Origin of the sequence: Bacillus sp. FSL K6-2971 (assembly GCF_038006405.1) — a bacterium.
Lineage (GTDB): Bacteria > Bacillota > Bacilli > Bacillales > Bacillaceae > Bacillus > Bacillus pumilus.
The window spans coordinates 1,393,640-1,420,187 of sequence record NZ_JBBOVD010000001.1 but is presented as its reverse complement, the minus strand read 5'-3'; the positions used below and the strand labels follow the sequence as shown (position 1 = coordinate 1,420,187).

Sequence of the window (26,548 nt, the reverse complement as noted above, 5' to 3'; positions counted from 1 at the left end):
GCATATCCAATTTTTTGAAATAAAAAAGAACGGTCTTTAGCCGCTCACTTGTTTATTGATTTTCCTTTGAAGATTTAGCAAAGAGAAGGGTGACAATCAAATAGATAATTGTTCCGAAAAATAGACCATTTAACAAGCTGATAAACAACATCTTACAAACCAGGCCAACATAATAAGACACTGGCGTCCCCGGAAACATCGCCATATTGAACAGACTAATCATAAAGGTTAAAGCAAAAAATATAATGAAAATCTTTCGAAATACTGTTGATTTTAACATTGTCATTTCACTTCCTCCTCTGTATGTTTTCTATGGGAAAAATACTCTTTATACATAGCGTATATTCCGTTTTATAGTAAAAAGCCCTTTAAGGGCTTTTTACTTAAGCAGTATAACCAATACTTGCAGTATGACCTCTCCTAGCTTCATCATGACTTGCTGTCACTTCAGACGTAAAATAACCAACAACACTTATGACACTAATCATCACGAATACTACTGATAACGTTTTAAATTTCATACTGACAGTCCCCCCGCTTTACTTGAGTTTGGAAATAAAGAATCTTTTCATAGAAATGTATCGCGTTGTCTTTAACTCCCATTTCATTATAATATTTTGCAGCATCTTTTGCTAAATCTTCAAGGTCAGGATACATTGACTTTACTTCTAACAATTCCATTATTTTTTCCAACTGCTCAAAATTATTGTCAATGTATAGGGATCTTAAAAACTTGAATATCAATAATAAAATATGGTCTTTCAGCTTTTCAGATAGTTCTATGCCGTTATTTAAAGCGTATGTACCTAAATCCTGTTCTTTCTTTTTGAAGTAGGCTTTTGACAACATAATGAGCGGATCTAAGATTCTATTTAAATGCTCGTATCCCTGCTCTTTAAATGCTCGAATTGAATCATTAAAGTGAGTAATCGCTTGTGCTAATTCTTTGTTATGAAAATAACTCAACCCTAAATTATAAAGTGCTGATCCTTTTAATCGTTTGGTTGAGTTTTCGGCGGCTTTTTCTAGTGCGTGTTGAAAATGGGGTATCGCTTTTTCGGGGCAACCCATATCGATATAGTTTAATCCAATGACAAAAGAACATTGAATTTCTCTGACGGTGTATGTATCTTTTTCTCGGTAACATTCTATCGCCTGTGCGATATGGTGCATCGACATGTGGGTTTGTTTCATGTGGTAATAGATTTCTGCATCTTGTAATTGAACTCGGCACGTTCAATATCGTCGCTGACAAGAGACAGCTTTTTTTCTGCCCGCTTATAGAAGGTAATCGCATTTAGATATTCATAGTTTTCAAATTCGTACATGCCGTAGAAAAAATTGAAATAATACTCGAGCAATCCTGTTAATTTCTCTTGATCTCTTTTGATTTTCAGTGCGAGTTCCCTAAAGTTCGCCCGCTCTTTCCCATTTTCTAAAGGATTCAAGTAATCAAGCATTAATTTATGTCTGAACTCCATAAGTGAGAAATACAATAATAAATCTTGATCCTCTTCCATAAGATCAAGCATTGATTTGATTTCTTCTTTATATGCCTCGGCGTCCGGTACGTTAAATCGTTGAATATGATAATACCATTCATTGATTTTCAAGCCGACGTGAGAAGAAAGCACTTTCTCCATCAGACCTTACCCTTTCCTCTATTTCCCCTTTAATGACATATATTATCATTTTATGATTCTTCCAGCACCGAAAAGAAACCGCAAAAGAACAAAAAAAGCTTCTTGAAAGAAGCCATGTGAGTGATCATAATTTTGAGAAGGAGGAATAACTGAGCTCAAATCAGTGCCCTCTGTACTCTCTAAAATTCGATGATAACATCAGGTCTAACGAAATATATGTATCTAGTCTATCCTTCACGTCATACTTGTTTTAATCGTTTCCATTTACGAATTTGAGTACGGAAATTTTTAAAAGGGGCGACGGTATTCACATGAATAAATTTATAAACTGGCCAAACAGCCTTTGCTGTAGCTTCATCCGCCCATTTTCGTTGATGAGGTTCAAACAATTCTTCTTCACTCATACGATCCAACATATCACAAATAGTTAAAACATTCTGTTTGAGCTGTGCTCTTAATGCGACTAGTGATTGACAAGCATACTTCTCATTAAAAAGAGAATATAATGCGCCAAGCTGATTCCATTTATATCCTTCTGCTGGCGTATGGACAACCTTTCCTTCAGTTTCGTCTTGCTCCCATTGAAGCAGTAGGGTTGTCCAACCAACTTGATAAGCCAAATTTTCTGCAGGAGTTCGGCTCACATCCTCTATTCGATCATCTTTCATTTCTTCTGAAATCATATCAAATTCTTCATCGTATTGATTGTACGTCTTCATGATTGCTTGCTTTAAAACATCTTTTGACTCATAGCTTGTCATATGATTCACCTCTAGTTCTTTTTGTGCAAATTTTTCTCGGAACATATCTTGCAAAAGTACAAAAAAGTAACTGTAGCTCATGCCTTCTGTTTTACAGTCTCTATGATAATCAAACTCTTAATCGAGCGAAAAAGCAATAGCTCAATAAAGAAAAGCTATAAAAGCGGCTGCGAAAAAAGAAGACACTCTTTACGTTCCATCATAAACAAACACCCAGTATCTCTCCCCAGGCCCCCCTTCTTCTACAACAGCCTTCCAGCCTCTTTTTTGATAAAAAGTCAAAGCGTTGTGATTGTCAGAGACACATATAAGGGTGACTGGAGTTCCCAACACTTTGATAGCATGTTTGAGCAGCAGATCGCCAGCTCCTTGACCAGTCGCTTCTGGATGTACAAACAAGAGGTGAATAAAACGATCTGGTACATAGAGCAAGATGAATCCGAGGATTTTATTGTTTTCCTCAGCTAAGAAAATTTTTTCCTCCCATGTATTCTCATCAAAGTCATATAAATTCATGTCATCTGAGTTCAACCAATGAAAGCTTTGACGACGAGACGCTAAATAAACCTCTCTTAATTGTGGATAGTCTACCGTTTTTGCTCCTCGAATGAGCAATAGAATCCCCTCGTTTTGATTGAAATGTGAAGCTCTGATTTAACTCGACACTTCTTCCTCTTTTCTACCTAGTTTCATTGATAACTGAACACCAATCATTAACGAGACAATGACAAGCATAGCAACAATGGAAGCTTGAAAGTGTCCGCTTAGATCGAAAACTAGGCCAATAAAAAATGGACCAAACCCGCCCATGATATACCCGCCCATCTGCGACATGGCGGACCATGTACCAGCTTCCTCCGGTGTACGCGTCTCAATAATGGGCAGCATAAGTGCTAAAGGAAATAATCCACCTGCCCCAATACCTAGAAAAATGACGGCTGGCAAAATAGGCATTGGAAGTAGAAGGAAAATAAGACCGATCAACTCTGACACACTGCATAAGATCAGAAATAATTTCGGTTTTCCTAAGCGAGTGACAACCCCTGGAACAAGTAATGCCACTGGAATCTGAATCAGTGTAAATATCGTTAGCAGCATAGCGGCATACTGTGGACTATTGCCAAAACTAAGGGCGATGGGTGAAATCCATGCTGTTAACGAGTAAAACATACTGGACATAAAGCCAAAGAACAAGGTGAATTGAATGGCTTTTTTGTTTCGCAGTGGCAGCCTTAGCGGTAAAACTGTATGATCAGCTTGTTGTTTTTTCCGAGCCAGCCCTAGCCATAAGATCAATGCGATGATCCCTAAAACCGCCCAGCAAGACAAGGCGAGCGGAAGATTATGCTCATTGCGAAGATAAATCGGAATGGTGAAGCCGGAAGCAAGTGCTGCCCCAATCGTCATCGAAATAGAATAAACACTCACAATCCCCGGATTTTTCGGGAAATACTTTTTGATAAAACTAGACAACAAAGGACCTGCAAAGCTAATCCCAACTCCTCCTGCAAATGCAGTGATAAGAAGGACGGCAACCGTTTGACTCGTCCCACGTAGTCCAGTAGCGATCGTGATGAGAAGAATCGAGAAAAAAAGCGTTCTCTCTAAACCAAAACGGCGGCTTAGTTTAGTTGCTACAGGTGCAAACACCCCCATGCACAAGAGCGGTAAAGTGGTTAGAAGACTTGCTGTCAGCGCACTAACACCAAGCTCTGATTGGATCATACTCATCATAGAAGCCACGGACGTAATGATTGGTCGCAAGTTTAATGCAGCTAAAAATAAAGCGGCTAAATAAAATATTTTTTTCATCAATGCACTTCTTCCTCTCTCAACTTGTTGAAGTTACTTTGAGTATAAATCTGCCGCGTTCATTGATCAATACAATAATTCGTATTATAATGATAGTAAAAAACTATCATCAATGAGAGGATGACAAATGGATACTCGGCATATTACATATTTCATGGCTGTATTCGATCATTTACATTTCACAAAAGCTGCTGAGCAATTAGGGATATCACAGCCTACATTAAGCCAGCAAATTCGGCTGCTTGAAGCAGAAGTTGGGATGCCGCTCTTTGATCGAATCGGCAAAAAAGTCGTCGCAACCGAAGCGGGTACTCTGCTTTATCAATATGGGATGAAAATGCTTCAAGCTGAAAGAGATGCAAAAAATGCGATGAAAGAACTATTATCTGAAAAACGGGGAAACGTTCGACTTGCAGTTCTCCCTTCCGATCTTGACTTTCAGCTTGTTCCGCTATTTGTAGAATTTAAAACACTTTATCCTGAAACCAATTTGAAAGCATATTCAACGATCTTCGTTCGTGAAGAAGTTCTGTCGCATAAAGTGGATCTCGGCATCGGACTGAGAGGGCCTGCGGATAAGCGTCTCATTCAAATTCCACTTGGAAGTGAGCCCTACGAATTATTTGTTCATTCAGAAAGTGAACTAGCCCAAAAGAATGAAGTGACATTGGAAGAGCTAACGCAGCATGCTTTGGTCATGTATCCGAAGGGGTATCTAGGAAGGGATTTAGTAGATGACGTATATAAAGAACAGGGTGTTGAACTAGACACTGTCATGGACGTTGGGTCCGCAGCTTCATTATTGCAGCTGGTTGAAGCTGGCATCGGTGCAACCATTCAGCCGCGAGGATTGCTACAACAACATTCGACGTGGCCAAATATTGTTTCGATTCCTATTGCTGATCCGGCACCTGTTCGTCACTTGGAATTAACTTATTATGCAGATCGATTTGTCAGCAAAGCGCAGCAGCAGCTATCTGAATGGCTGATAGACTTTTTCAAATCGAAAACAAACTAAAAAGTGAGGTTAAAACATGAGTGCAAACAGCATATTTACAAGGACACACCGGGTTGTTATTCGCCAATTTGATCTGCAAGATATTGAAGCATTTTATCAGTATCGAGCAGATCCCTCTATTGCAACATTTCAATCCTAGGAAAACTATACGTACGAAGAAGCTGAATCATTTGTTCAACATCTAATGACACAAAAACCTAATCAACCAAGGACATGGTTTCAATACGCCATTGCCTTACCTGAATCCAATCAACTGATAGGAGATTGCGCCATTCATACACTTGACAGCGAGCTTAGAATCGTTGAAATCGGATTTACACTCGCACCTGAATTTCAAGGAAAGGGCTATATTCACGAAGCATTGAGTTCAAGGCTCGAATATATTTTCACTACACTGAACAAGCATAAAATCATTGCCTTTACTGATGTGCGCAATGAAAAATCTATTCGAGTGCTGGAACGTTTAGAAATGAGTCGCGAAGGACATTTGCTTCAAAATGATATGTCAAAAGGACATTGGGTTGATGAATATCAATATGCGATTCTTCAATCGGAGTGGGTCCGTACCTCATTAAAAGACGCTTTTGATAAACCTTCTATATACATATAGAACTTTTCTATAACGCTCACCATGCTTTCTTTTTTTATAATAGAAAAAAAAGAAATGTGGTGGCTTATATGTCTACAACGATCGGAATTATGGGCGGGATGGGTCCTTTAGCAACGATTGATCTGATGAAAAAAATCATTTCTCATACTCCAGCGATAAAAGATCAGGATCATATCCATGTGATTGCTGATAATTATCCGCAAATCCCTGATAGAACCAATGCCATATTTGGGAAAGGCGAAGATCCTACAGATGATATGATTGCATCAGCTAAGAGATTAGAACGTGCAGGAGCGGACTTTATTCTCATTGCATGCAATACCGCTCACTTCTTTTTAGAAAACGTACGACATTCCACTCATATCCCTATCATGAATATGCCATTAGAAACCGCAAATTATCTAAGCAAACATCACTATACATCTGTGGGCTTACTATGTACTGATGGAACATTAAAAACTAAGCTCTATCAAAAGGCTTGTGCTCATCACAATATTGACATCATCACTCCTAGTGAAGAGCTTCAGAAAAACGTGATGAATGGGATATATGCGGTGAAAGCAGGAAAATTAAGTGAAGGCGAAAGTGAATTGGCGTTAGCTGCAGAAATATTAATCAATCAAGGGGCAGAAGCCATCATTGCCGGCTGTACAGAAATCCCCTTAGTCCTAAGGTCAACTAAAGATGTGAAAGTGATTGACCCTACTGTCATTTTGGCGAAAGAAGCTGTAAAATTAGTGTATGAGCTTGAAAAGCTAAACATTTAAAGAACGTAACATAAGGGGATAAAATGAATATTGAGAATATAGAAGCGTTTATTTATGTATGCCAGCTAGGCAGTATCAATAAAGCTGCGGAAGCACTGTATTTAACCCAGCCTTCTGTTTCGGCACGTATTCAATCGTTAGAAAAAGAATTAGACCTGAAATTATTTGATAGACAGAGAAATAAACTATCTCTGACGGAAAAAGGTGAACAGTTTTACCCGCATGCCAAAAAGATCCTCCATTCTTATCAAGAAGCAAAGCATAGTCTCAAACAAACGATGATTCCTTATGAATTGACGATTGGATGCGCATCCTCTATTTCCAATAATCTATTGCCTAACATATTACCCGCACTAAAAGAAAAATACGAAAACCTGAAAGTGAAAATTGTAACAGGACATTCAAAGGATGTTGTCAAAAAAGTGATTAACAACCAAGTAGACTTTGGGATTGTCAGGACTGAAACACATCCTCAAATTGAATCGATTCCTATTTTCAGCGATCCAATTGGGCTGTTCGTCCCAACTCATCACCCGCTCGCCAGCCATGACAACATCAATATGAAAGAACTAGAAGAACAGCCTTTTATTTTCTTTGACTATGGGTCATTTGATTGGTTGATGCTCCACCGATTATTTCAAAAGAACAACATCACACCGAACATTTCCATTGAGGTTGATCATATGGAAACCGCAAAAAATTTAGTGCTTCAAGGAATGGGACTATCGTTTCTACCTCATCATTGCGTTAGAAATGAGGTAGAACAAGGAACATTAAAACAAATTTCAATCGATCCATCCATCAATTTCAATATCAATATCGAGTTCATTTATAAAAAAGGAAAATCAAAATCCGTTTTCATTGATCAACTCAAACAGTTTTTTCATGAATTAGATTAAAAAAAGCCCTTTTTAGGGGCTTTTTCAGATTGTTGACAAAGGGCTAAAATGTTCTTTATTTTAGCCCTTTTTAGGGGCTTTTTTTTGGATTCGTTCTGATTGATTAGCTTTCGTTTGCCAACATGTATGCTGCAGTTTCATGCATATCTTTTAATCCTGATCTCTGTGCGTACTCGGCCACAGTGATCGCACTTGTCGTCAGAAGTTCTATTATATGTTCATCCATTCCTGGCCAAGTTCTCCCGCCTGCTTTTTCATACGCATGGATAAGTTTTGTTAATCCTTCTTTCCCAAAGAGAAGTTGATGCGACAAAAAGTCTGCAGATACATCACCAACCCCCACTTCAGACCAATCAATCACACCCGTAACACATTGATTTTCATCAATCAGAATGTGGCCAGGATGTAAATCTCCATGCTTCACCCCCACGAAAGGCGGCCATAAAGAATCTTTTGCTAGCCATGTTTGCCAGCGCTCCCATAAACCGCTGTTAATGGTGTATTGCGATTTGACACGTTCCATTCGCTGTTTCATTGATTCTCTTAATTCATGAGCACTGAGCATCTCCACACCGAGTGTTTTAAAAGGCTGTTGATCTAAGGAATGTACATTCGCTAAAACGCTTCCTAATGATTCATAATAAGCTTGCGGTACATTCGTTTGATCAAAACTCCACACATAAGATTGCTGTTCCACATCAATACTAGCCGCCGGTACACCCTCTAATTGTTTATAAGCAATCAGACTTTCTGTAAAGATAGACCACTTAGGAACCTGAAAGTGAACCTGCCTACTAATGTGATCTAATGTCTTTTTTTCTTGTAAGGTATGTTTCATTGATTCAGGTCTGCGAGGCATTCTTAATATCCATTGATCACCATGTAAACCTTCGACATGTGCAACACGGAAATCAACACCTGATTCATTTATTTTGATGGTATTCTCTAAAATCTCTAACCCGTGATGATTGGCTAACTGCTTTAATTCTAGTCTATTCATATCCATTCCTCCAATTGCTCATTTAGTCATGATCAATAGGCATCAAGAATATCATCACAAAAAACCACAAACAGGCTATTTTATGTGGTCAGAGTAAACAAAGCTAGACTTATGCCTTTCTTTGTATGATAAAAACATACAAAAAAGACAGATCTGCCTGTCTTCTAGTGAAATTGCATACTTTCCCGCTGAAGATCATTAAAAATGTGCAGATTCCCCCGTTTACTCCGTTTGATGAAAACAGAGCCTTTGAACATATGAAATTACTGATTGTTCAAAGTTTGCTGGCGTAATCTTCCTGCATGCATCATCTTTAACCATCCTCCTCTTTGTAATATAAAGTTACTATACTTTATTTAAATATGACTTTCAATAAGGTCACAAAAAGAGGGATTTAAAATCATCAAATACCCCACCCAATTACATAAAATGAAATAATTGTATTTATTCATGTTATGATATGGTTATTGATTCTTTTGTCTAATAATTTATTAAACTCAAATGTAGCTAAGTCATTTAAAGGGAGAATTGGTATGACTCATTTAGAATTCGCATTCGGCTTGCTTCCAGTCAGTATGATTATCGCCTCTTTTATCGTCACATTGTTTGTACAAAAGGTTTATTTCATGCCAGTTGTGAGCTTTATCATTTTACTCATCCTGACATTTACACTTTTTAATGTCTCCTTCTTAGGCTGGGCAGTTGTTTACACTTTTGGCTCATTCATTGCTTCATATATAGCATTATTCATCATGAAAATTTTAAATAAAAAGAGGTCATAAACTACATTTTAAAAGCCCTTTTTTGGGGCTTTTCTTCTTTCACTATCGTTTTTTCACTGGATGAATGTCTTCTCCCAAAAAGGCGGTATTAGGCTCTCCACTCTTTTCTAGAAATTCAGCCATTTCTTGCAGCTCTTGATTGATACGGTCATTTCTTGGCATATCTGGGTTTAACAGAAGGATGGAGTGAATCGTTGTCGCTGCTTCATACAAAACATGTTGATCGTTTATCTGTTAGATGCATTGTTTCATACGATTGAAAAACCATTCGACCTCTTCTGTTTCTTCCATCGGATAATGTGCCATTTTGAAAAGATTGTGCTGACGAAGGCCTTGCCTCTCAAATATGTGTTCAAGCTCTTCTTTACTGACATATAAATCCGAAGCTTCCTCCTCAATCTCTACTACTTCGACCATCGCATCTTCAGCTGTATATAACTGCCCAATAAAATCATCGAAAGTATCTGCCAGCTTAAAATCTACTTCCAGCTCTAAATCGAAATAGTGAATAGGAGGATGTTCCTTCGTTTCTCGATAATCCATTGCGATCCATGTATCTTCTTCTCCGCTGATGATCACAAGTCCCTCAGGCAGATCCAATTCATCACTTAACTGAAGACTATTCATGATGCCATCATCTTTGGCGATTCCTCTTAAATGGTCAAATTGAACATGATCCTTAGCCCATGAATTCGGCTGTTCGGTTGGAAAAGCATTACGAACTGTAAACCCGCCATTCCATTCTAAGATGAGCTTTTTGTATGTATCAGGTAAAGTGACTCCAAGTGTTCCCTCTGCTTCACGAATTTGTTCCTCATTTATCTTTTTTAATGTGAAAGGGCTCTCTTCTTCTTTTTCCCAGAATGATATCAAGTTGGGTGCCTCCCAATCTGTATTAAGGTCAGTATAACATTGGTTCATTATGAATTCTCTACTCAAACTTATCTATTAATAAACTGGTGAGGAGGAGAAGATCATAAACCTTTCATCCTCTCTGATACCTTAAAGGCTGTAAGCTTTACGACAAAATAAAAAAGCCCCTTGGAGGAGGCTTTTTTACGTTTGTTTTCTTGAAGCAACCTCGATGTTGCTGTTATCACTTTTAGAAAGTGATGGAATACCAGCAGTAGATGCCAGTACAATGACTGCCAATGCACAAAAAACAACTTTTTTAATATTCATAAAGACAGTCCCCTTTCAAAATTTTTGTTTGTGCGTCCAACATTTTCATTAAAAATTCATTTGCTGTTTCGTGATCATTTTTAGATTTGAACACACCTGCCACATCATAAGACAGCTCTTCTAAATAAGCATAAATTTTGTTCTCATCTAAAAAATGAAAGACCTGTTTAATTTGGTCAATATTTACTTTATCAACATATAGGGCTTCGATAAAGTGGAACAGTCGTTTGTATAAATTTTCATCATATTGAACAGAGATTGAAAAGCCATAATCAAGGACATCTTTTCCCTTTTTATAATCGCCTTTTTTCATCAATAACGATGACAGAAAATAAAGCGAATGTGGTAAGTTGTCATATCGTTCATTTTCGTTGATACGAACAGCCTTTTCACAATAAGCAATAGCTTGATCTGTATCACCTAAACATTCATAGCAATCAGCCAGATTATAATATGCTGATGAGATCAATCTATTGTTTTGAATTTCTTCAGCCATCCTTAAAGATTTTTCTAAATGAGGAAAAGCTTTATCACTGCGTTTCATATCATCATAGTTTCCAATGAGCATTGAATCTTTCTTACTTTATACAGGTCATATTGATCGTAAATCTCCATTGCTTTCAGAATATGGTGCATAGATACATGTGTCTGTTTCATAATGTAATAAGCTTCTGCAACTTTAAAATGGAATTCAGCTCTTTCAATTTCGTCAGAAACAATCTCCAGCTTTATTTCTGCTTTTCTATAATATTTTATCGCTTCTACATATTCTTTATTACTAAATTCATACATGCCTCTGAAAAACAAATTGTAATACTCTAACATGCCGGTGAGCGTTTCTTGAGATGTTTCTATCTGATCTAAGAGGGATGAAATGGTTGGTCTGTTTTTATTAAAGTCTACAGGTTTAATGTAATCTAACATGATTTGATGGCGAAAGCACATCAATTGATAATAAATGAGTAAATCCTGATCTTCTTCCATCCGTTCAATTTCTTGTTCGACCTCAGCTTTCAAAATCTCTGCATCAGGTACACTGAATTGCCGAATCATTTTATACCATTCATTTATTTTCACACCTACATGTGAAGAAAGAACTTTCTCCATCCCTTATTCCCCTTCCACTGAACTCCCTTATATTACATTTATTATCACATACAAAAATTTACAAAGCATCGAAAAGAAACCGCAAAAAGAACAAATCTAGCACCGTAAACCTTTGGCACATTTCATGATCATCACAAAACAAAAAGGCAGACTCATTTCAGTCTGCCTTCATCTTCTAGATTTCCATAGGAGCACCTTTTGTCTTCAGGTAATTTGCATTGAATCATTTAACCACTCTTCACAATGTTCAATAAGCCACCTCAAATATTCTACATATTGACCGACGTGATAGCCATCACAAACAGCATGATGTACTTGTAAGGCAACGGGCAAAATGACTTTTCCTTCTTCCATCTTAAATTTGCCTATCGTAAATATTGGCAGTAAATAAGCTTCATCTGTAGATACATTAAGGTTAAAAGAAGTAAAATCAATCCACGGTAGACTTGAAATATTGAACATGTTTTCTGGCATATGAGGTTTCGGAAATAGGTTGCTGCTTTTGCTATATGTTTCAATGTCGGCTACACAGCTTTTATAAAACTGAGCAAAGTTTTCGTCATAAGGCGTCCAAATACTTGAAAATGTCTTTGTTTCTTTATTTAGAATCGTATAACTAGGATGGAGAATCTCCCAGTAACCCAGTTCATCGTTCACTTGATCCATCCGAAACTCAGGAATTTTTTGCACAGCTCTTGCTAACAAATAAATTTGCACAGGATATACTTTTAGCCTTTTTTCTTTTAATATTGCATGCAATGTCGTGATGTCTAGATTGATCACCAAGCTATATGAGCATCGGGTTAACGTCATATAATGGTGAAAGTGCTCTTTTCTTGGATAATTTTCGTCTATTTGTTTAAACATTTTTTATCTCCTCCTGAATGTGATTTACTGTATTCAGGAGGAGACTTTATCTGTTTTCACCACCACAATCATCCTTTCAAGAGACTTGTCATGTTTCTGTCTATCACTAATGTAAGTTATAACGTTTTCATTCAAAGGCTACCATAAGCTTAGCCTATGTTAAAGCCTGCAGCAACTCTTCGTAAGTTATCTTGCCCAACGTGAATTTTTCTAGTGCTATATATGTATTCTCCGCTGAGGTATTCATTCTATTATGACATTCATTCACTAACTCATGTTCATTTGGCAATGGTTCATGTATATGTTCTTTTTTTCGAAATGCTTCATAATATCTTATACCAAATATTCTCTGAGACATCGCATTGATGTGAATTCCGTCTGGGTTAGATGCAAGGCCTTTCGCAGTAACATAATAACAATTTTCATTATGATATGCATATTTTTGTAGTTCCTCATTCATCAGTTGATATTCCACACACCCTGCGCCAAATGCTCTCTTTCCCAAGAAATCGCCCAAACCTCCTATCACAAGCGGAATGTTAGGTACAGATAATTCAGTTCTTAGTTCATGAAATAATCTTCGTATTTTTTCATAGTATTCTTTGTATTTCCCATCTTGGCTGTCACTTTCTCCTTGATGCCATAATATCCCGACCAATTCGCTATCTTCCTTTGCAAATTTAGCTTCATTTATTGCATGACGAAATAATGCCCCATCTCGTGACCACTCATCAATGGAACTGCCACCCTCGGCACATGGAATAAGACCAATCTTCTCTCCCTCTTGATCCTTGCACCAAGCCTCCGCGAAGGAAGCCGCTAGTCCTACACCAGCTACCGGCCTATCAAAATGAATAGGTTCAGTCATCATTTGCCATCTACCATTTCGCAGCATCATGATTCTTTCATTATAAATCGGAGGCACTTCATGCTTGAAGCCTCGACCCGCCATATTTGATTGTCCAATTAGTAAAAATGACTTCATATCATTTTCCCCTCCACTAAATATTTTATCAAATGTGTATTCGCTTGAACGTTATCATTTTCTTTTTTTATAAATTTCAACAATCTCAAGCCCTATTAGCGCTTACTTTAATTAATTCAAAAAGTGCATTCAGCTATTCACACAATGAAAACACAACAATCCTATAAAATGGTATTTTAGTCTCTTTTATATTTGTTGAAGAAGATAAGATGGTGTCGCAAGACTATATTTTCCATAGTAGGAATTACATGAAAAAACGGGCATTGTTTATTATTTTGTTGTCCTTGTCCCTGATTTTGACCTCTGTTCCCCCAAGTTTTGCAACCGAGAAAAACACTTCAAAAGAAAACGACTCTTTTAAAAATCACGAAGAATTCACCGAAGAAATAGACGGATTGAAAACAAATATATAAACCATGGAAAACGATTCACAACATGTTACCACTTTTAAAACTGAACTTGGCACAATCACCTATACATCTAACAAAGAGACAGGTAATATTTCTGTTTCTAGTAACTATCTAAAATCTGACGAAATAGCTGCAATTGAAGAACAGGTAAATAAGATTGCAAACAGCATTGTACTAGAAAATCAAATGAATCCAATGGTCACTAATTCCCTTGAACAATTAGCAAATGTTGATTTTACAACACTGAAACAAAAGGTAAAATGAGTGTGGTCCAAATATGATCATTACCGTATTACAGTAGAAGGAAAGGCAGTTTTAGGAGTAATTGTAGCAGCCATTTTAAACCGTATTCCTTATGTTGGTTGGATTGCTACTGCGGCTGCTCAAATAATGATTCAATTGAAAATGAAAACAGGTTACTTCTCCGCACGTTGGGGAACACGAGCCGACACTGATATTTGTTATTTGTGGAGAAAGAGACACTTGAAAATGTTCTCGGTCAGTAAACGTAAAAATAAAAAACTGGACGAAGTAGGATCGGCAGGAAAGCATTACATGTGCGGAACATAATTAAAACAGCCCCAGTCTAATGCAGACTAGGGCTGTTTTTATTGCTGTTTTTGCTCTTTTAGCTTTTTGAAAATCACAAATTGGTATACTCCAAATAGTACGGTTAGAATCATAATTGCGGTAAATATTTGATCGACTGGAAGCAAGAAATATACGACAATAAAAGATAAAAGCAATACAAAATAACCTATATTGAACGCTTTTTTAAATGTCATCACATTACCTCCTTTTTACAATCATATCACGTTTCACCTAACCTTATAACCAAATTTTTCCCAATTAAAACAAAAAAAATTCCCCATCCAACAAAAATGAGCTGGAATCGTTTAACCACATTTTCTGTTTTTGCTCCAAGTAGCCGTCTATTCCATTGTTTATGGCATCCTTTTCAAAGGCTCGGTCACTTTAACGATGCCAGATGATAAGTCGAATACCTTAATCGTTTTGATCCTAAAAATGCTGAGAAACAATCTGGTGGATAAAGTTCGGCCCCCATCAAAAGAAACTGAACAAATATTCGTTACTGAAAAAACAAAAAACCCTTGCTAGGCAAGGGTTTAAACGATGATTCCGACTGGGCTCGAACCAGCGACCTCTATCCTGTCAAGGACGAGACACGTTTTCTAACTAATTCTATAAAATTCTGAATAGTTGTCCAAATCATTGATGCATAAGGATTCATTCGATTTAGTTTACTAACTTATACTAAGTGATTCTTAATAGTAAAAACATTTCTTGTGACACCTCTGTGACTAAAATCTTCACCAATCCATGAGGTAACATCTCCTCTAAAAAAATAGACAAGGTTGCATCTCCCTGTCTACAAATTTAAGCTTTATCACCATTAATATATTTTACTAATATAGCTGCTGCGTACATAAAGAAAGCAGCGATTAATCCATTCACCATACTTCCAAAAACGACAATCAAAATCTGTCCTGCGTAATCTGTCCATGTCTTATCTGGAAATACAGCAATGTTCCATATACTCACCAGCATATAGAATCCAGTCACAACGATAAACGTCCAAACAACTAACTTTGATTTGTGCATTTACTGACAATCCCCCAATATCCATTTTCTTCTATGATAACCTGGGTTCTTTTCAAATCCTCGATTAATTCATCATGATCCATATTCCTCGCTTCATCTATCTCACGTTTTAATCGCTTCTTATCTTGTTCCGCTTCCTTTAATGCTTTCTTCACTTCACGCAACTCACGCACAGTCATTTCGTCTACAGTTTTTGTTTCACCTGTTGATGGGATTTGGTGAGAAATGGTTCGAGCATCTTCGGGTATCGTCGCAATTTCGTACAAAGTTTTCAGACCTAAATGTGCGCCCAGGCGCACATTTGATTCGCTTAGATTATCGAATACTTTGATGAAACGTGCTGCCTGATATCTATCCATGTCTATATTCTCTAACCACTTAATCCACTCACCATGCACCAAATCATTCTCTTTAACATGTTTTAGTCGTCTGCCAATCTCAAATATGGCTTGACCAGCTACTTGTTTATATGAGTTGATTTCTATTAAAAAGGCCAAAGAGACTACTACACTCTTTGACCTTTTTATTATTCTATTGGTAGAGTAAATTTATCCACTAAAATTCGTTGATTCTTTTCATTTTTTTCATAAGTTTTAATAGTGTATGTACTGCCATAAACGGCTTTAGTATAAACTTTACCATCAAATGAAAAACTATTATTTACATTGTTTATTTTTAAGTTTTTAATTCCAGACTTTCCATTGTTTGATAATGCATTCCAATAATTAATTGTGTCATCGGAAATACTACCTTTTTTGAGATGTGGTGTTCCATCGTACGCTATCCACATTGCAGTAGTTTTAATATTTGTTCTACCTAAATTACCTTTGGCTGTATAGGTAGTTGTGAAATCATATTGATCTCTAGTTAAATATGTTTCTACAACATAAGTTTTATGAGCAGGAACCTTAATTGTTTGAGGAGAAGCTGTAAGTCTTTGATTCTTTGTTTCGCTTGATACTGTTTTTGATGCTGTATTTTGAATAATATCAAACTTTTTTCCATCAATCATCTGTAACAAAATAGAAATAAATCTATTGCCGCCTAAATTGAAACCAGAAACATTTGAAGTGTCAAATGTTTGAGAAATCTCTTCTGAATAAGTTTGGGTCGTAAATCTCTGGGATTTATCTGTTCCATTAGCAAATTCACTTTGACCTATAAATACAGGTGATATAGAAGTTCTATTGCTTGTTGTCTTTACGCTAGACCTATCAATATCAAAATTGTAATAACTTGTATCTACTGATTTGGGTTCACTAGAATATTTGTATAAACCAGTCATAGTAGTACCAGCTAATCGTTCGTGATAATAACTTATTCCAATTTGATCTAAATCGGATTGGAGATTGTGAATCTGAATATCTTGTGCTTTTGTAACTAATGGGAATGAACTTAAAATAAAACTAAAGATAATCGTACTAAACAAAAAGACTTTTTTCATGTAATCTCATCCTTACCGTTTGTATTTTATATTGAACATAATTATCATAACACAAATATACATAAATACAATTTATTGTAAATTTAATTCACCCCTAATAGAATACCTTAGTTTTAAACGACTCAATTGTTCGTTAGATTATATCTCCACTCCTACAGTGGGCTACTTCACTTCCTTAAGTTCAACTTATCAGCTTAATACTCTCATTTAAAATGATAGTGGTGACCGTCATAGTGTTCCTATCATATAGGGTGTCGGTTAAAACTACTCCCTTTAATACCTGTCAAATGGACAGACATGAAGCTAACCCTTTGACATAAGTTTGAGGAGTCCCCATGTTTTCTTACAACTCCTCAATTTATTTTCACTATTAGTCTTGACTTGTCGTTTGCTTTTTGGCTTGATAGGTTGAAAGCAATGGACAACGGCTGGACAAGTTGTCTGCCTGAATTTGCTTATAAAAAAAGAAACAAACTCAGACAGGCAACTGATCATCTTGATAGTGTCAAACAAGCCTACTGTGTCAAGTGTCCCTAACAGTTTCAGAGCCCCAAAAAATGGATTCTCCTACTTGTGGCTTGTCCTGCATCGTCAGAAACGATACACCCATCCTTCGTACAGCACTTAATGGCAGCTTTCGCCTTTCAGATACATGTGCAAATAGGGAAGCAGGGTATGCTATTCTCATTAATTGCATTGATTTTTAGAACTTTTTCATTTTAAATAGACAAAAGCCATCCTTGAATAACTCAAGAATGGCTTTATATCAACGTCTTTTTATATGATTCCGACTGGGCTCGAACCAGCGACCTCTCCCCTGTCAAGGTTAATGACCTTATCCACAGCAAACAAACGTTCTCTGAAAAAGACTGATTTAATAAGGTTTTATGATGAGCCTTTCTGATAAAAAATGTGCATTTCTGAACAAAACTGAAAGGGTTGGTCCCCAATCCGTCCCCATAAAAAACAGACCTTAAAGGATCTGTTTTATTTTTGCCTATAGATTTTAAGTTGATATGTCTTTTGGGGATCATTGTCAGGTTTTGATCATTTTTTACTTACCCTGGCCGCCCTTGAATATCGTACTTACAAGGATCGATTTCGCAGCATGAATTTTTTATGGTTTTCCGAACTTTACCTCTTACAACTATCACACGCCTATCCATCATCCTAATGGCATCTTACCAGCTTTTTTAGTATTGCTTTTTCGAATTAATTAGAACGGGATGACTCTGTTAAAGTCACCCCTGAGTTTCAATTACGTGATTAATATATCAACACTCTTAACCCACTGCGGAATCACCAAAACTATCATATGATGCTTGCAAAGATTACAACGACCTAGTTTCCTGTTTAATTAATATATTTAATTTGTGCGGCTAGAGTTAAGACTTTCTCAATATTGGAGCCAAATTACCTACGACTATAATACTCGTTCCAACCAATACAGTGCTACGCAACTATCTTACTAATATATACAGCAAACGAAGCTGGTGTTCTATTTATTACAATCCAGAGCTATCATGATTAAAAACACTAACTCCTCCTGTTAATAGAACACCATAATACCAACACACATTACTAAGTTATCCAACTAACTATCGTTGCTAAGTCAATATATAAACCTAATATAAACGGATTAATATCAACCAATCCTGTTATTACTGTGATCAACTGATTCTGACAAGCGTAAGTCTTACATAATCTGTTGAAATAGCCTGCCCGCTAACATTCCTTAATTGAAATGTCGTTCCTGCAGCAATTTGACCTGAAAAACCGATAGCTGTTACTTCTTGACCAGCTGTGGTTCCCCTAACTCTACCACCACCGGTACCAATAGCTGATCCATTGGCTATTATATCAATGCCAAGCGGACCAGCTTGCCCTGCAACAGCGGAAACAAGAGCTTTTAAATCATAATTACCACTTTGTTGTACAACAAAAGTATCTGGAGCAGTAAAAGTTACATTATTTAAGAACTGAGTCCCAGCTAATGAAAAAAGACTATTATCAGCAACAGTTTGAGCAGTAGTATTAATAGTAGAAGCAGAGGCTGTTGCAAGCGTTCCGGTTGCGCCTGTTGCTCCGGTAGGGCCGGTGGCTCCGGTGGCTCCGGTTGCTCCGGTAGGGCCGGTGGCTCCGGTTGCTCCTGTAGGGCCGGTTGCTCCGGTGGCTCCGGTAGGGCCGGTGGCTCCGGTGGCTCCGGTGGCTCCCGTTGGACCTGTGGCTCCTGTGGCTCCTGTGGCTCCGGTGGCTCCGGTGGCTCCGGTGGCTCCGGTGGCTCCGGTGGCTCCTGTTGCTCCGGTGGCTCCTGTTGCTCCTGTAGGGCCGGTGGCTCCGGTTGCTCCTGTCGCTCCTGTAGGGCCTGTGGCTCCTGTGGCTCCTGTTGCTCCGGTGGCTCCGGTGGCTCCTGTAGGGCCGGTGGCTCCGGTTGCTCCTGTCGCTCCTGTAGGGCCTGTGGCTCCTGTGGCTCCTGTTGCTCCTGTAGGGCCTGTGGTTCCGGTTGCTCCTGTGGCTCCCGTTGGACCTGTGGCTCCGGTGGCTCCGGTTGCGCCAGTATCTCCGGTCGCTCCCGTGGCTCCGGTTGCTCCTGTAGCTCCGGTTGCGCCAGTATCTCCGGTCGCTCCCGTGGCTCCGGTTGCTCCTGTGGCTCCGGTTGCTCCTGTGGCGCCTGTGGCTCCTGTGGCTCCGGTAGGGCCTGTGGCTCCTGTGGCGCCGGTGGCTCCTGTATCTCCGGTTGCTCCTGTGGCTCCCGTTGGACCTGTGGCTCCGGTGGCTCCGGTGGCTCCGGTTGCGCCAGTATCTCCGGTCGCTCCCGTGGCTCCGGTTGCTCCTGTAGCTCCGGTTGCGCCAGTATCTCCGGTCGCTCCCGTGGCTCCGGTTGCTCCTGTGGCTCCGGTTGCTCCTGTAGGGCCTGTGGTTCCGGTTGCTCCTGTGGCTCCCGTTGGACCTGTGGCTCCGGTGGCTCCGGTTGCGCCAGTATCTCCGGTCGCTCCCGTGGCTCCGGTTGCTCCTGTAGCTCCGGTTGCGCCAGTATCTCCGGTCGCTCCCGTGGCTCCGGTTGCTCCTGTGGCTCCGGTTGCTCCTGTGGCTCCTGTGGCTCCTGTAGGGCCTGTGGCTCCTGTGGCGCCGGTGGCTCCTGTATCTCCGGTTGCTCCTGTGGCTCCCGTTGGACCTGTGGCTCCGGTGGCTCCGGTTGCGCCAGTATCTCCGGTTGCGCCAGTATCTCCGGTCGCTCCCGTGGCTCCGGTTGCTCCTGTGGCTCCGGTTGCGCCAGTATCTCCGGTCGCTCCCGTGGCTCCGGTTGCTCCTGTGGCTCCAGTATCTCCGGTCGCTCCCGTTGGACCTGTGGCTCCAGTATCTCCGGTCGCTCCCGTTGGACCTGTGGCTCCGGTTGCTCCTGTGGCTCCGGTGGCTCCAGTATCTCCGGTTGCTCCAGTATCTCCGGTCGCTCCCGTTGGACCTGTGGCTCCGGTGGCTCCCGTTGCGCCAGTATCTCCGGTTGCTCCTGTGGCTCCGGTGGCTCCAGTATCTCCGGTTGCTCCTGTGGCTCCGGTGGCTCCAGTATCTCCGGTCGCTCCCGTTGGACCTGTGGCTCCAGTATCTCCGGTCGCTCCCGTTGGACCTGTGGCTCCAGTATCTCCGGTCGCTCCCGTTGGACCTGTGGCTCCGGTGGCTCCAGTATCTCCGGTTGCTCCTGTTGCTCCGGTGGCTCCCGTATCTCCGGTCGCTCCCGTTGGACCTGTTGCGCCGGTCGCTCCGGTGGCTCCTGTGGCTCCAGTATCTCCGGTTGCTCCCGTGGCTCCTGTTGCACCAGTATCTCCTGTGGCTCCCGTGGCTCCTGTGGCTCCAGTATCTCCGGTTGCTCCTGTCGCTCCCGTATCTCCGGTTGCTCCTGTTGCTCCGGTGGCTCCCGTATCTCCGGTCGCTCCCGTTGGACCTGTTGCGCCGGTCGCTCCGGTGGCTCCTGTGGCTCCAGTATCTCCGGTTGCTCCCGTGGCTCCTGTTGCACCAGTATCTCCTGTGGCTCCCGTGGCTCCTGTGGCTCCAGTATCTCCGGTTGCTCCCGTGGCTCCTGTTGCACCAGTATCTCCTGTGGCTCCCGTGGCTCCTGTGGCTCCAGTATCTCCGGTTGCTCCTGTCGCTCCCGTATCTCCGGTTGCTCCTGTTGCTCCGGTGGCTCCCGTATCTCCGGTCGCTCCCGTTGGACCTGTTGCGCCGGTCGCTCCGGTGGCTCCTGTGGCTCCAGTATCTCCGGTTGCTCCCGTGGCTCCTGTTGCACCAGTATCTCCTGTGGCTCCCGTGGCTCCTGTGGCTCCAGTATCTCCGGTTGCTCCCGTGACACCCGTTGCACCTGTATCTCCGGTTGCTCCGGTTGCACCCGCACCCGCTATCAACGTGTAATCTGGTGATGTTCCTGGCGTGCCAGTTGGAGATGGCGTATTTACAATATACGTACTACCATTATTCGTCACAACTTGACCTACTGGATAACCTGGTGCTGCTCCTGGGTCGAATGGCACAATACCTGTTAGTCCTACTCCCGTGGCTCCTGTTGCGCCGGTTGCTCCCGTGGCTCCTGTTGCTCCTGCTGCTCCTGTTGCGCCAATATCTCCGGTCGCTCCTGCTGCTCCGGTGGCTCCTGTATCTCCGGTAGGACCGGTGGCTCCCGTTGGACCTGTTGCTCCTGTGGCTCCCGTATCTCCGGTAGGACCGGTGGCTCCCGTATCTCCCGTATCTCCCGTTGGACCTGTTGCACCGGTCGCTCCGGTCGCTCCGGTGGCTCCAGTATCTCCGGTTGCTCCCGTGGCTCCTGTTGCTCCTGCTGCTCCTGTTGCGCCAATATCTCCGGTCGCTCCCGTTGGACCTGTTGCTCCTGTGGCTCCCGTATCTCCGGTCGCTCCTGCTGCTCCTGTGGCTCCCGTATCTCCGGTCGCTCCTGCTGCTCCGGTGGCTCCTGCTGCTCCTGTTGCTCCTGTTGCGCCGGTCGCTCCCGTTGCTCCTACTCCTGGTCCAGTTGGACCTGTTGGACCTGCTGGGCCTCTTCTACCTCTACCCCCTGGACGACCTTGGATGACACACACACAAGGATCCTTTCCACAGCAAGGATTTTTCACTGGTTTTCTTGTTTTTCCTTTCTTACAGCTATCACACTCCCAGTCATAATCTTCATACGAACCATACCAACTTCCTCGTTTATTATTATTTCCCAAATGAGATGTACATAATTTCCCACAATGCCTACACCTTTTCATAAAATCACCTCTTTGACATCTTATGCACCTTATCTACATTAGTGAGATTGTTTAGCAAAAATGTATAAACAGTCTAAATTAACAGATGATTTATAACAACATTTTTATTATTGATAAATATGTATAATGTTCTTTTTCTTATATAGTTTTCAAAAAAGCATTAGTAAAGCAATTACAATAAATTATTCCCCTCCACAAGAAAAAAAATAAGATAAAGACACAAAAAGAAAAGACCTCCCCATAGGGGGAGATTTTTTCTAGATGGGGTAAAACCATGAGAGATTAAAGACATGCGGCCTGTATACTATATGTAAGTGGAATTGGAAAAGTGATTTTTTATAAATTTGGAGTTATAACCACTAGAAAATTTAGGTAAAATATGTAAGAGGAACCTCCTCTAACGCTTGCGGATAGAAAAGGACCTCATTTGATGGTGAGGTCTTTTTTTTAATCGTTCAATTTCAAAGACAGTTGATGGCAAACCCTATGTTAAAGAACCTAAATCAAGAAGTTCTAAACGTTTTGTAAAGATGCCTAACTAGTATGGGAAGGAGATGATCACCAATATTTATTTCATAATGGCTTAATGGTCTAAGATCAAAAATAAACACAAATTAAAAAACATTCGATTACATGATTTAAGACATACAATGGTCGCACTCCTTATTGAGGCTGGTGAGAGCATTAATGCTATTCAAAAAAGAGCCGGGCATGCTAGTGCTAAAACTACCTCAGATATTTATGGTCATGTCACAAACAAATTAGAATTTAACACTGCAGAACACCTTAATCGTTCTGATCCTAAAAATACTCAGAAACAATCTGGTGGATAAAGTACGTCCCCAATCAAAAGAAACAGAACAAATATTCGCTGTCAAAAAAAACAAAAAAACCCTTGCTAGGCAAGGGTTTCAACGATGATTCCGACTGGGCTCGAACCAGCGACCTCTACCCTGTCAAGGTATCCGAGAAGTCTCCGGTAAGTCAGACGGTAAGTCAAACGTTGGTATATAGACGTTAAGTCAGTCGGTAAGTCAAACGGTTTCACTTCGATACTTCGTATTATAGACGATAGGAGCGCTATTCTGCAAGTATTTCATGCGATACCCATCCGCATTACTCCGCTTCAAGAAACGCTTCGAACGCCTCTAATTTAGCACGCATTTTCCTGCGTTTTGCCTCGCTTGCCGCACGTTGGAACGCAATATATACGTAGTCATCAAAACGGCTAATTTCGTTCAATTTCGCTTTGAGCATTGTCTTGTGCCACGCATCTACGAATGGCTCCGGATCATGCTCGATCATTAGCGCAGGATCTACGGAGGCTTTAGCACGCAATAACAAGCCGTAGTATTTATAGATTTCTGCTGCGTCAAAATAGCGACTCATAGCGTTATAGATTTCTGTTGGCAACGAGTTTTTCAACGCTTCAGCCGGAACCGTAGCCGTATCTTTAACGTGCTTTTGATTTTTAAGATTAATAGAATCCGATGGTTCATTTTCGATTTTCGGCGTCTCAACCGTTGGTACGTCGGCGTTTTCCGGCGCTTGGCGAGTGGTCACTGTCGACTGGTCATTCGCAGTTAACGGTAAGATGACGATTATGTTTGCGCCCTTGCCTCCGTTGATTTTACGGGTCGTTGCGACCTTCTTGACGATGTTCAGCGCGGCTAGGTGATTAAGAACGCGGCGTGCCGTCTTGACGGATTTACCGATCAGGTCGGCCAAGGTTTCCGCTTTGAGATGCGCTGCGCCTGCGAACTTTACCGCATAACGTGCGATCTGCTTAAGTGCGGTCCGCGCTGTGTCGGATAGGTCGTATGAGTTTCGTTTGATATGTTCGTAGACGGCCGTGTTTAGGGCCTGCGTCGAGGAGAACGTTTGGTGTTCCGCTAAGTAATGCATATCAATTCCGCCTTTCGTAATTTACTGTTAACGTAATTATAATTACGGAAAACAGAATTGTCAATTACGTATTGCGTAATAAGTTAAAAAAGATTATACTTAGCGTAATGAATATCGGAGGTGGCTTACGTTGAGGCTTCGTATTAACGAGTTGCTACAAAAGCACGGATACACCCAGCAAAAGGATTTCGCTGCAAAAACCGGCCTATCAACACGTACTGTAAGCGAAATGTGTTCCGGCAAGATGAAGAGATACCCGAAGGATGTTCTCGAAAAGGTAATAAAAGAGTTCGGCCTAACTGACGCGAATGAATTGTTTGATATTTCCGATTGATGAACGAACGCACATTCGGCTATAATTTAATCGGAGGTGTCGCCGATGTGGGACGAACGGAAGGATCAGAATAGATGGCAGATGAAGTTTATTCTGCCTGAACACAACGAAGCTTTGCGCCAATTACATCTCGCGAAGCAGAAAATAGATCGACCGGTATTAAGCGAAGAACAAGTCGCCGAATTTGAGTTCGTTATTTCCTCGGCATTGAGCGAAGACCTGCCGCTAGATTTCGAGTTATATGATGACGGATTTGTTCGCGAAGTAAGTGGTCGCGTTGTATACGTGGACCATCTACGGAAGGAATTTCGTGTGAAGGATAATCGCGGTGATACTAATTTCGTTAAGTTTGCGGACATATTAAACGTAAAAAACGCCCCATCCGGTTAGGGACGGGGCTTTTCGTTATTGGTTAAACGTATATTCGCGCGCAAATGAAGTCGAGTCAGAAACGTCCTTACCGGACATTTCGTAAATTTTCCACGATAAATTAACGCTAGTAACTTCGTTTGGTGACGTATTCGACATAGGCCATGCGTAAAAGAAGTCGAGCCTATCGCCTTTGTTCTTCAGCTTAGGCGTACCTTCTTCCGATACTTTGATTAATTCTTCCGGACCGAGTTCTTCACCTGTGTTTAACTTAATCGTTTCGGATGCCGGAAAGGCTTCGAAGGAAGAATGGCCGATATTTTCGATCGAACCTTTTATTGCGATATGGGCGCTTGACGGCGAAATAAGAATTCGATCAACTTTTATATTCAGCCCGTCGATATTATCCTCGTCATTAATTTCCGAACTATAGGCCCACAGATCGCTGTCCTCACGTAAGTTTTCATTTGCGTTGGTTTCTTCCGCTTGGACCTCTTCGTCTTTACTACTCGGCTGAGTATTCGACGAACACCCCGCAACTATCAGCAAGGCTATTACTATAGAAAAAAGTAGTCTAACACGCTTCATTTAACCACGACCTTTTTCTTTTAATTATACGTTATTGTTATGTAGGACGGCTACCTACGTTTTTATACGTAAGCAACCGCCGAAAGTTCCGTCTACTTCTTGCCGACCTCATCTAACGCTTTTCTTTCGCGCGCCTTCTTGGATACATCGTTATCTTTCCAGTACGCTAATAGCGCCGTAGAGCCGAGGAAAAGAAGCGCAATAAAATCGGACACCGCCGCCTCGTCTACCGGAATCGTCTGCACGCCAAACATCGTCAGTCCGCTATTTACGAGAGCCAACGCAAGTAAAATAAATCGAGTCACCGTTCCTGCGCTAATATTCTTCTTCATACGCTATACCCCGCTTTCTTTAATGCCGCCACCAGTTTGGCGCGTGTTGCAGGTCCGTAAATGCCGTCGTTTGCAATGCCGGCTTGCGTCGACTGGAATCGCTTGACTGCGTTAGCCGTTTTCGGACCGTAAATGCCGTCGATTCCGTTATTCTTCGCCCCTTTGTCCGGGTAGAAATATACGGCAGCCAATGCGTTTTGAAGTTGCGTAACTGCCGTACCGCGAGCACCTTGACGGATCACGCCGGTAGGTACCGCTAGTTTTTTGGACGGCGCTATTGGTTTAGTCGCTTTCACCGGCTTAGTCGCTGTGCCCGTTTTTGCAGGCGCTTTGGTTCCGTTTAGTGCTGCGAGCTCTTTCGCAATAGCCGATTTAACTGCGCCCCAACGACCTTCATCGAGCACACGATGCGGACAGTGTTTTCCGCTCCAATCTTCATGCTTCTTAACGCGATCGACGCCCCATCCGCGTTCTTTTAGAAGCTGCGCAATGAATTTAATCGCTAATGCTTCCGCCTTTTTATAGCGCTCGCCCCCGGATTTTGAATAACACACCTCAACGCCGATTGACGTTCTGTTTCCGCTATTCGGTCCGGAACCGTCTCCGCAATGCCAAGCGTTTCTATTTACTGGAATCCCCTGACGAACCTCTACGTCATCTACTGCGAAGTGGTAAGATACTTGATTCGTATTTCCTTTCATATACGAGATTTCATTTTTAGCTGGCGCATCGTTAGCTGTGTTATGGAACGTGATGTATTTCGCGTCCATCGCATTCGGACATTTAATTCCGTACTTACTCGGAGATACAAGATCCTTCGTCACTTTAATCGTCATATAATCGTCTCCCTTTTCG

Annotated in this window: 26 protein-coding genes and 5 pseudogenes; 10 read left to right on the top strand and 21 right to left on the bottom strand. The window is 41.1% G+C overall.

The features are described 5' to 3' along the window. Positions 1-52: 52 nt before the first annotated feature. The 6 genes and pseudogenes from MHI33_RS07385 to MHI33_RS07360 form a co-directional block, all read right to left on the bottom strand. Positions 53-286, bottom strand: coding sequence for a hypothetical protein (locus tag MHI33_RS07385; protein ID WP_065097693.1), 234 nt, complete (start codon positions 284-286; stop codon positions 53-55). 97 nt (positions 287-383) lie between these two features. Continuing rightward, the gene (locus MHI33_RS07380) at positions 384-521 is read right to left on the bottom strand and encodes a hypothetical protein (protein WP_012009633.1); all 138 of its coding nucleotides are present in this window, start codon (positions 519-521) and stop codon (positions 384-386) included. Next, a pseudogene (locus MHI33_RS07375) lies at positions 511-1,643 on the bottom strand (response regulator aspartate phosphatase). The gene MHI33_RS07380 and the pseudogene MHI33_RS07375 overlap by 11 nt, the downstream one beginning before the upstream one ends. 239 nt (positions 1,644-1,882) lie before the next feature. Then, a complete protein-coding gene (locus MHI33_RS07370) occupies positions 1,883-2,485 on the bottom strand; it encodes a ClbS/DfsB family four-helix bundle protein (protein ID WP_430642662.1) in 603 nt (200 codons plus the stop codon). 108 nt (positions 2,486-2,593) lie between these two features. Further along, positions 2,594-3,019, bottom strand: coding sequence for a GNAT family N-acetyltransferase (locus MHI33_RS07365; protein WP_065097695.1), 426 nt, complete (start codon positions 3,017-3,019; stop codon positions 2,594-2,596). Between the two features lie 39 nt (positions 3,020-3,058). Then, a complete protein-coding gene (locus tag MHI33_RS07360; protein ID WP_340910386.1) occupies positions 3,059-4,216 on the bottom strand; it encodes an MFS transporter in 1,158 nt (385 codons plus the stop codon). A 127-nt stretch (positions 4,217-4,343) separates the two neighbouring features. Between MHI33_RS07360 and MHI33_RS07355 the strand changes: the two genes are divergently transcribed. From MHI33_RS07355 to MHI33_RS07340, 4 genes and pseudogenes are all read left to right on the top strand, one after another. Beyond that, positions 4,344-5,234 (top strand): LysR family transcriptional regulator, encoded by an 891-nt coding sequence (locus MHI33_RS07355; protein ID WP_268508124.1) that lies wholly within the window; start codon positions 4,344-4,346, stop codon positions 5,232-5,234. Positions 5,235-5,250: 16 nt separating this feature from the next. Continuing rightward, a pseudogene (locus MHI33_RS07350) lies at positions 5,251-5,844 on the top strand (GNAT family N-acetyltransferase). Positions 5,845-5,912: 68 nt separating this feature from the next. Further along, positions 5,913-6,611 carry an aspartate/glutamate racemase family protein gene (locus MHI33_RS07345; RefSeq protein WP_335351778.1) on the top strand — a complete coding sequence of 233 codons (699 nt, stop codon included), beginning with the start codon at positions 5,913-5,915 and terminating at the stop codon, positions 6,609-6,611. A gap of 23 nt (positions 6,612-6,634) precedes the next feature. Further along, entirely contained in the window at positions 6,635-7,510 is an 876-nt protein-coding gene (locus tag MHI33_RS07340) for a LysR family transcriptional regulator (RefSeq protein WP_065097699.1), read from the top strand. 103 nt (positions 7,511-7,613) lie between these two features. Here MHI33_RS07340 and MHI33_RS07335 read toward each other — a convergent pair whose 3' ends face one another. Continuing rightward, complete coding sequence (locus MHI33_RS07335; protein WP_113768782.1) at positions 7,614-8,510, bottom strand: macrolide 2'-phosphotransferase; 897 nt, start codon at positions 8,508-8,510, stop codon at positions 7,614-7,616. Positions 8,511-9,043: 533 nt separating this feature from the next. On the opposite strand from MHI33_RS07335, the gene MHI33_RS07330 reads away from it, so the two are divergent. Next, on the top strand, positions 9,044-9,292 hold the full coding sequence (locus MHI33_RS07330) for a DUF2651 family protein (RefSeq protein ID WP_283924391.1): 249 nt from the start codon (positions 9,044-9,046) through the stop codon (positions 9,290-9,292). A gap of 42 nt (positions 9,293-9,334) precedes the next feature. On the opposite strand, the pseudogene MHI33_RS07325 reads toward MHI33_RS07330, so the two are convergent. From MHI33_RS07325 to MHI33_RS07305, 5 genes and pseudogenes are all read right to left on the bottom strand, one after another. Continuing rightward, positions 9,335-10,165, bottom strand: a pseudogene (locus tag MHI33_RS07325) (SMI1/KNR4 family protein). Between the two features lie 183 nt (positions 10,166-10,348). Further along, positions 10,349-10,474 carry a hypothetical protein gene (locus MHI33_RS07320; protein ID WP_340910376.1) on the bottom strand — a complete coding sequence of 42 codons (126 nt, stop codon included), beginning with the start codon at positions 10,472-10,474 and terminating at the stop codon, positions 10,349-10,351. Next, positions 10,464-11,581, bottom strand: a pseudogene (locus MHI33_RS07315) (response regulator aspartate phosphatase). Before MHI33_RS07315 ends, MHI33_RS07320 begins: the two are co-directional and overlap by 11 nt. Positions 11,582-11,785: 204 nt before the next feature. Further along, positions 11,786-12,448 carry a type A chloramphenicol O-acetyltransferase gene (catA, locus tag MHI33_RS07310; protein ID WP_065097705.1) on the bottom strand — a complete coding sequence of 221 codons (663 nt, stop codon included), beginning with the start codon at positions 12,446-12,448 and terminating at the stop codon, positions 11,786-11,788. A 154-nt stretch (positions 12,449-12,602) separates the two neighbouring features. After that, the gene (locus MHI33_RS07305) at positions 12,603-13,433 is read right to left on the bottom strand and encodes a sialate O-acetylesterase (protein ID WP_340910373.1); all 831 of its coding nucleotides are present in this window, start codon (positions 13,431-13,433) and stop codon (positions 12,603-12,605) included. Positions 13,434-13,849: 416 nt separating this feature from the next. On the opposite strand from MHI33_RS07305, the gene MHI33_RS07300 reads away from it, so the two are divergent. Together MHI33_RS07300 and MHI33_RS07295 are read left to right on the top strand one after the other, a co-directional pair. Next, on the top strand, positions 13,850-14,107 hold the full coding sequence (locus MHI33_RS07300) for a hypothetical protein (RefSeq protein ID WP_044142116.1): 258 nt from the start codon (positions 13,850-13,852) through the stop codon (positions 14,105-14,107). Beyond that, positions 14,108-14,413 (top strand): hypothetical protein, encoded by a 306-nt coding sequence (locus tag MHI33_RS07295; RefSeq protein WP_044142115.1) that lies wholly within the window; start codon positions 14,108-14,110, stop codon positions 14,411-14,413. It begins immediately after the preceding gene. A gap of 38 nt (positions 14,414-14,451) precedes the next feature. Here MHI33_RS07295 and MHI33_RS07290 read toward each other — a convergent pair whose 3' ends face one another. The 5 genes from MHI33_RS07290 to MHI33_RS07270 form a co-directional block, all read right to left on the bottom strand. Further along, positions 14,452-14,628: a hypothetical protein gene (locus tag MHI33_RS07290; RefSeq protein WP_181462043.1), complete on the bottom strand. Its 177-nt coding sequence runs from the start codon at positions 14,626-14,628 to the stop codon at positions 14,452-14,454. Positions 14,629-15,241: 613 nt separating this feature from the next. Beyond that, entirely contained in the window at positions 15,242-15,466 is a 225-nt protein-coding gene (locus tag MHI33_RS07285; protein ID WP_185108882.1) for a hypothetical protein, read from the bottom strand. After that, positions 15,448-15,963, bottom strand: a complete 516-nt coding sequence (locus MHI33_RS07280; RefSeq protein ID WP_221450810.1) for a DUF3102 domain-containing protein — start codon at positions 15,961-15,963, stop codon at positions 15,448-15,450. Before MHI33_RS07280 ends, MHI33_RS07285 begins: the two co-directional genes overlap by 19 nt. Positions 15,964-15,992: 29 nt before the next feature. Beyond that, the gene (locus MHI33_RS07275) at positions 15,993-16,910 is read right to left on the bottom strand and encodes an ETX/MTX2 family pore-forming toxin (protein ID WP_065097708.1); all 918 of its coding nucleotides are present in this window, start codon (positions 16,908-16,910) and stop codon (positions 15,993-15,995) included. 1,670 nt (positions 16,911-18,580) lie between these two features. Then, positions 18,581-22,165 (bottom strand): collagen-like protein, encoded by a 3,585-nt coding sequence (locus MHI33_RS07270; protein WP_340910359.1) that lies wholly within the window; start codon positions 22,163-22,165, stop codon positions 18,581-18,583. Between the two features lie 437 nt (positions 22,166-22,602). Between MHI33_RS07270 and MHI33_RS22025 the strand changes: the two are divergent. Continuing rightward, a pseudogene (locus tag MHI33_RS22025) lies at positions 22,603-22,998 on the top strand (site-specific integrase); the annotation flags it as partial. 283 nt (positions 22,999-23,281) lie between these two features. Here the strand turns inward: MHI33_RS22025 and MHI33_RS07260 are convergent. Further along, complete coding sequence (locus tag MHI33_RS07260; protein ID WP_340910357.1) at positions 23,282-24,070, bottom strand: helix-turn-helix domain-containing protein; 789 nt, start codon at positions 24,068-24,070, stop codon at positions 23,282-23,284. 130 nt (positions 24,071-24,200) lie between these two features. On the opposite strand from MHI33_RS07260, the gene MHI33_RS07255 reads away from it, so the two are divergent. Together MHI33_RS07255 and MHI33_RS07250 are read left to right on the top strand one after the other, a co-directional pair. Further along, a complete protein-coding gene (locus tag MHI33_RS07255) occupies positions 24,201-24,404 on the top strand; it encodes a helix-turn-helix domain-containing protein (protein ID WP_105926420.1) in 204 nt (67 codons plus the stop codon). A 45-nt stretch (positions 24,405-24,449) separates the two neighbouring features. After that, on the top strand, positions 24,450-24,794 hold the full coding sequence (locus MHI33_RS07250) for a YolD-like family protein (protein ID WP_340910352.1): 345 nt from the start codon (positions 24,450-24,452) through the stop codon (positions 24,792-24,794). A 15-nt stretch (positions 24,795-24,809) separates the two neighbouring features. Here MHI33_RS07250 and MHI33_RS07245 read toward each other — a convergent pair whose 3' ends face one another. From MHI33_RS07245 to MHI33_RS07235, 3 genes are all read right to left on the bottom strand, one after another. Further along, positions 24,810-25,361, bottom strand: a complete 552-nt coding sequence (locus tag MHI33_RS07245) for a hypothetical protein (protein WP_340910349.1) — start codon at positions 25,359-25,361, stop codon at positions 24,810-24,812. A gap of 92 nt (positions 25,362-25,453) precedes the next feature. After that, positions 25,454-25,693, bottom strand: a complete 240-nt coding sequence (locus MHI33_RS07240; RefSeq protein ID WP_066030331.1) for a phage holin — start codon at positions 25,691-25,693, stop codon at positions 25,454-25,456. After that, positions 25,690-26,529: a peptidoglycan recognition protein family protein gene (locus tag MHI33_RS07235; RefSeq protein WP_340910344.1), complete on the bottom strand. Its 840-nt coding sequence runs from the start codon at positions 26,527-26,529 to the stop codon at positions 25,690-25,692. The genes MHI33_RS07240 and MHI33_RS07235 overlap by 4 nt, the downstream gene beginning before the upstream one ends. Positions 26,530-26,548: the final 19 nt, after the last annotated feature.